We start from the raw sequence: 4661 nt of genomic DNA, 5'->3' as shown, positions 1-4661 counted from the left end.
CTCGGCCAAAGCCTCGCCCGCGCCTTCGGCGGCGGCTCAGAAGCGCCGGCTGCCAAGGAGCAGGACTGGACGGAGTTTTGAGCGAAGCTTCAGATTGAACCGACGGATCGGGGGCCGAAGGGCCCCCGGTTTGTTTCGGCATTTTCAAATTTCAGGCCATTAGGCGCGCTGTTGCCGGAACATTCGTGCAAAGAAAATCTCATCCGACAGGCGATGAAGCAGGGCAGCGATAACTGCGGTGGCGGCGACAGCGAAAACGAGGCGCCCGAGAAGCACGCCATAGACATCCGCGCCGAGCGACATCACGACGAGCGTGTCCTCAATCACGCTATGGGCAAACCCCATGAGGACGCAGGACAAAAACACCTGCCGGGGTGATATCGCCCCCGATTGCGCCTCGCGGATCAGGAAACCCGCACCATAGGAAATGCCGAGGAACAATCCGATAGCCGTGAGATGTTCGGCCTCGCCGCGAATGCCCGCAAGACGCAGGAGGGGCGACAGAGCTTTCATCATCAATGCCAGAAGGCCGGTGAGCCTCAGGAGTTCAAGCCCAAAAGAAAGGGCGAGAAGGATGACGAGCATCCAGAGCATTGTTTCACCGAGACCAAGCAAATAGGCGGGCCAATCGGGCGAAGCACCCATCGCAATCCAGACAGGACTTACCGGGCCTGATAACCAGCCTGTCCCTTGCAGAAGCTGGTGCAGGAGAAAGGCGTAGATCAACCCGCCACCGACACGCAGCATCGTGGTGATCAGCACGCCCGGGCCAGCCTTTTCGATGATCTTCTGTTCGATGGGCAGACCATGGGCGAACAGGATGAGCGCAGAAAAAACGGTGATATCCGCAGAGGTTAGCGAAGATGCGGGGACAAGCGTGAAGATGAGCGGCACGGCCCCCCAGATACCGATCAGCATCGCGGTCAGCCATGCGAGACCAAGTTCCGGCGGCAGGCCGATGAGGCTCATGACCGGCGCAAAAGCGGGCGCCACGGCTTCGATCGCACCCATTCGCGACAGCACTTCGGTCGCAATCGCAATCGGAACGGTGATGCGCAAGAGGAGCCAGTAGATGACAAACGTTTCCCTCATTGTCTTCCAAAGCAGCGGCATTAGTGGCATGTGAACCTCTCCGAGACCTGTTCCCATTCACTAACCGCAGCCCATTCGCATTTGCGGTCAAAGATTGCAGCTTTATGCAATTTTATTGCAAAGATAATGTTGGACGATAGGATGCCGCTCATGGATCGGATCGACCGAAAATTGCTCAATCTTTTGCAGAGTGATGCATCACGTACCAATGTGGAGATGGCCGATGCGGTGGGCCTGTCCGCGTCGAGTTGCCTGCGGCGCGTCCAGCGGCTGCATAAATCGGGTGTCATTGATCGTATCGTGGCCATTCTCAACCCGGCAAAGGCGGGACGCGTCCTCAAGGCGTTAGTGACCGTGGAGCTGAAACAGCACGGAGAGCAGCAGATGCGCCGCTTTCTGGACCTTGCGAGCGCTGAGGAAGCGGTCTCGCATGCCTACGCGGTGACCGGCGAAACAGACGTGGTGCTGATGCTGCGGCTGCGCGATATGGAAGAATATGACGCCCTCTGTGACCGGTTGTTCCGCGACCAGAATAATGTAGCGCGCTTTTTTACGATGGTCGTTATCAAGACGGCGAAAGAGGAAACAGCCATCAGGATTTGAAACCGGTGGCATACGGCGGGGAATGCCTTTTAATTTCAAGGAACCAAAGGGATATGAGATGGCGGCTCGCGTTAAGTTAAGGCTCTTGGAGGGTGCCTACGGGGTGGCCCGGCTTCCTGCCGATGCATCCATTCCAGCCTGGGCCGATGGTACAGGTTTTCTCAGTATCAGCCGGACCGATGATGAGCTTTCCGTCGTCTGCCGCCAGGAGCGTATCCCTCAGGATGTCAAAGCCGACACCGGCTGGAATTGCCTCAAACTTCAGGGCCCGTTCGCCTTTGATGAGACCGGCATCGTGCTTTCGGTGATCGAACCGCTATCGACCAATGACATCGGGATATTCGTTGTTTCGACTTTCGATGGCGATCACCTGCTGGTGAAATCGAAAGATCTGGAGAGAACGTTTGAACTGCTGGCAAATGCAGGTCATTCGATCGTTTGATGATCCGACCGCATTGGGTGCCAGACGGAAATATCGCGCGGCGCTTCCAACAGAGCGGGCAGGGCATCGTGCCATACCTGCCGATAGGGCCGGTGGATCTGAACGTCGATGACGTCCTGATGGTCACTCCAGGTCTCATGCAGCAGGAACCGGTTCTCGTTTTCGCCATCCCGGTGCAGGGTTGCGTTCACGAAGGTCTTTTCGTGCCGCATGGCGTCGAGCAGCGCGTTCAGCAATTCGAGAAAACGCTCGCGCTGGCTGGGGCGCACCTGAAAGCCGATGAGATAGGTGGTGTGCACGGTTCTTACTCCCCGGGACTTTGCAGCAGTGCCGCGCGGGTCGCCGCGTCGGCGGGGTAGAAACACTCCAGCACCAGTTCGGACAGCGTGACGTCTGTGGCCGTTCCGAAAACCGTGGTGGTGGAAATGAAGCTCAATATGCCGCCCGAAGACGCATCACGAAGCTGGAGCGGTATGGCCAGAGGGTCGGCCCCGGTCGCATGGGGCGAGGCCTTTGGCGCGGGATAGGCCGCAAGCTCCGCATGCAGCCGGGAAAGCACTTCGTCTCCCGTCTCTTCGACCTGACGGCGCAGGCGTTCCAGCAGGTGATGACGCCATTCGGCAAGATTGACGATGCGCGAACTCAGGCCCTCCGGATGCAGGCTCACCCTCAAGGCGTTGAGCGGCGGGCGAAGCAGCTCTTTTGAAACGCCGGCCAGAAGCGACGTGATCGCGCCATTGGCGAGAACGATGTTCCAGTGCCGATCAACGGCAAGGGCGGGGAAGGGCATATGCCCGTGCACCACGGTTTCGACCGCCTGCCGGGCCGCCGCCATATCGGGCGCGTCCATCGGCCGTTCGGAATGAACAGGCGCATAACCCGCCGCCAGCATCAGCCGGTTGGCGGCGCGGGCGGGCATGGAAAGCTGCTCCGCCAGTTTCACGAGCATCTCGCGACTGGGGGAGGAGCGCCCGCTTTCCACAAAACTCAGGTGACGCGTGGATATTTCAGCCTCCACGGCCAGATCGAGCTGGCTCAATCTGCGGCGGGCTCGCCATTCCTTCAGCAGCTGGCCGACATGTTCTCGATGATGTGTCATGCCCCGCAGCCTAGCAGAAGATATCGCCGATGCGATTACCTCAGAGGTAATTGTTCCGCTTCCCGACCCCCGGCATGTTTGGCCCGTCAACCACAAGGAGCGCAATCATGACGCAGCATCTCGCAATCGCCGAAACCTATCTTTCGGTCTGGAACGAAGAAGACGGCGAACGCCGCAAGCAGATGGTAAACAAGGCATGGGCCGAAACCGCCCGTTATATCGATCCCCTGATGCAGGGCGAGGGCCGGAAGGGGATCACCGCCATGATCGAGGCAGCGCGGCAGAAATTTCCTGGATATCGCTTCGTGCTGACCGGCACCCCTGACGGACACGGCGATTTTACCCGTTTCTCATGGCGTCTGGTTTCGCCTGACGGCGACGACGTCGCTGGCGGCACCGATATCGTCAGCCGCGATGCCGACGGCCGGATAGACAGTGTCGTCGGTTTTCTTGATGGCACGGCGGCATAAAACCAGTGACGAGGGGCGGGACCAAATGCCCGCCTGCTTCTCCTCGGACAGCGTGCTTCAGCCTGCAAATCCGACACCGGCCTGACGCTGGCCGAGTGCATTAAACACCGTGGAAACGATGCCGGCGCGGTCGAGGCCGGCATTGGCATACATGGTCTCGGGTTTGGCCTGTTCCACCCATTGATCGGGCAGGGTTAGGGTGCGGACCTTCGGGCCATGGTCGAGCAGGCCCGCGCTCGCCATGAAATGCAGCACATGTGCGCCAAATCCGCCAACAGAGCCTTCCTCAATGGTCACCAGAACCTCGTGATGGGCGGCAAGCTGGCGGATGAGGTCGAGATCGAGCGGTTTGGCAAAGCGCGCATCGGCAACCGTGGTCGAAAGTCCGGCGGCATCGAGGTCCTCGGCGGCCGCGAGGCATTCCGCCAACCGGGTGCCGAAGGAGAGGAGGGCGACCTTGGTGCCTTCCTTGATGATGCGGCCCTTGCCGATCTGGAGAATCTCGCCGCGCGCGGGCATCTCGACGCCAACACCTTCTCCGCGCGGATAACGGAAGGAAATCGGGCCTTCGTCATAGGCCGCTGCCGTGCGGACCATATGTTTCAGTTCGGCCTCGTCAGACGCCGCCATCACCACCATGCCGGGCAGGGTGGCAAGGAAAGTGGTGTCGAAGGAGCCGGCATGGGTCGGGCCATCGGCACCGACGAACCCGGCGCGGTCGATGGGGAAACGCACGGGCAGGCTCTGGATCGCCACGTCATGCACCAACTGGTCGTAACCGCGTTGCAGGAAAGTGGAATAAAGCGCGCAGAACGGCTTGTACCCGTCAGCCGCAAGTCCGGCCGCAAAGGTGACGGCGTGCTGTTCGGCAATGCCGACATCGAAGGTGCGGGCCGGGAAAAGCTCGGCCATCTTGTCGAGGCCGGTGCCGTTGGGCATGGCCGCCGTTACACCG

The 4661-nt window shown here is 60.1% G+C and carries 7 protein-coding genes; 3 read left to right on the top strand and 4 right to left on the bottom strand.

Going from position 1 to position 4661, the window contains the following annotated elements; translation table 11 throughout:
• Positions 1-159 precede the first annotated feature (159 nt).
• Positions 160-1122, bottom strand: a complete 963-nt coding sequence (locus ACUTJJ_RS24725) for a nucleoside recognition domain-containing protein (protein WP_445543747.1) — start codon at positions 1120-1122, stop codon at positions 160-162.
• A gap of 120 nt (positions 1123-1242) precedes the next feature.
• On the opposite strand from ACUTJJ_RS24725, the gene ACUTJJ_RS24720 reads away from it, so the two are divergent.
• Together ACUTJJ_RS24720 and ACUTJJ_RS24715 are read left to right on the top strand one after the other, a co-directional pair.
• Positions 1243-1695: an Lrp/AsnC family transcriptional regulator gene (locus tag ACUTJJ_RS24720; RefSeq protein WP_404494414.1), complete on the top strand. Its 453-nt coding sequence runs from the start codon at positions 1243-1245 to the stop codon at positions 1693-1695.
• 58 nt (positions 1696-1753) lie between these two features.
• Positions 1754-2137, top strand: coding sequence for an ACT domain-containing protein (locus ACUTJJ_RS24715; RefSeq protein ID WP_209089474.1), 384 nt, complete (start codon positions 1754-1756; stop codon positions 2135-2137).
• Here the strand turns inward: ACUTJJ_RS24715 and ACUTJJ_RS24710 are convergent.
• Both ACUTJJ_RS24710 and ACUTJJ_RS24705 read right to left on the bottom strand, forming a co-directional pair.
• A complete protein-coding gene (locus tag ACUTJJ_RS24710) occupies positions 2122-2436 on the bottom strand; it encodes a putative quinol monooxygenase (RefSeq protein ID WP_209089472.1) in 315 nt (104 codons plus the stop codon). The two genes, ACUTJJ_RS24715 and ACUTJJ_RS24710, sit on opposite strands and share 16 nt — an antisense overlap.
• Positions 2437-2441: 5 nt before the next feature.
• A complete protein-coding gene (locus ACUTJJ_RS24705) occupies positions 2442-3236 on the bottom strand; it encodes a helix-turn-helix domain-containing protein (protein ID WP_445543746.1) in 795 nt (264 codons plus the stop codon).
• 107 nt (positions 3237-3343) lie between these two features.
• On the opposite strand from ACUTJJ_RS24705, the gene ACUTJJ_RS24700 reads away from it, so the two are divergent.
• The gene (locus ACUTJJ_RS24700) at positions 3344-3706 is read left to right on the top strand and encodes a nuclear transport factor 2 family protein (protein WP_445543745.1); all 363 of its coding nucleotides are present in this window, start codon (positions 3344-3346) and stop codon (positions 3704-3706) included.
• Positions 3707-3763: 57 nt separating this feature from the next.
• Here the strand turns inward: ACUTJJ_RS24700 and ACUTJJ_RS24695 are convergent.
• Positions 3764-4661 (bottom strand): transketolase C-terminal domain-containing protein (locus ACUTJJ_RS24695; RefSeq protein WP_445543744.1); only part of this gene is annotated, 898 nt, incomplete at its 5' end.

This window comes from Agrobacterium sp. DKPNP3 (assembly GCF_052686535.1).
This window is presented reverse-complemented; position numbering and strand designations above follow the sequence as displayed.

Bases quoted from the DNA above. Each gene is read 5' to 3' on its own strand.
- ACUTJJ_RS24725 (WP_445543747.1), bottom strand. From the start codon at position 1,122: ATGCCACTAATGCCGCTGCTTTGGAAGACAATGAGGGAAACGTTTGTC.
- ACUTJJ_RS24720 (WP_404494414.1), top strand. From the start codon at position 1,243: ATGGATCGGATCGACCGAAAATTGCTCAATCTTTTGCAGAGTGATGCA.
- ACUTJJ_RS24715 (WP_209089474.1), top strand. From the start codon at position 1,754: ATGGCGGCTCGCGTTAAGTTAAGGCTCTTGGAGGGTGCCTACGGGGTG.
- ACUTJJ_RS24705 (WP_445543746.1), bottom strand. From the start codon at position 3,236: ATGACACATCATCGAGAACATGTCGGCCAGCTGCTGAAGGAATGGCGA.
- ACUTJJ_RS24700 (WP_445543745.1), top strand. From the start codon at position 3,344: ATGACGCAGCATCTCGCAATCGCCGAAACCTATCTTTCGGTCTGGAAC.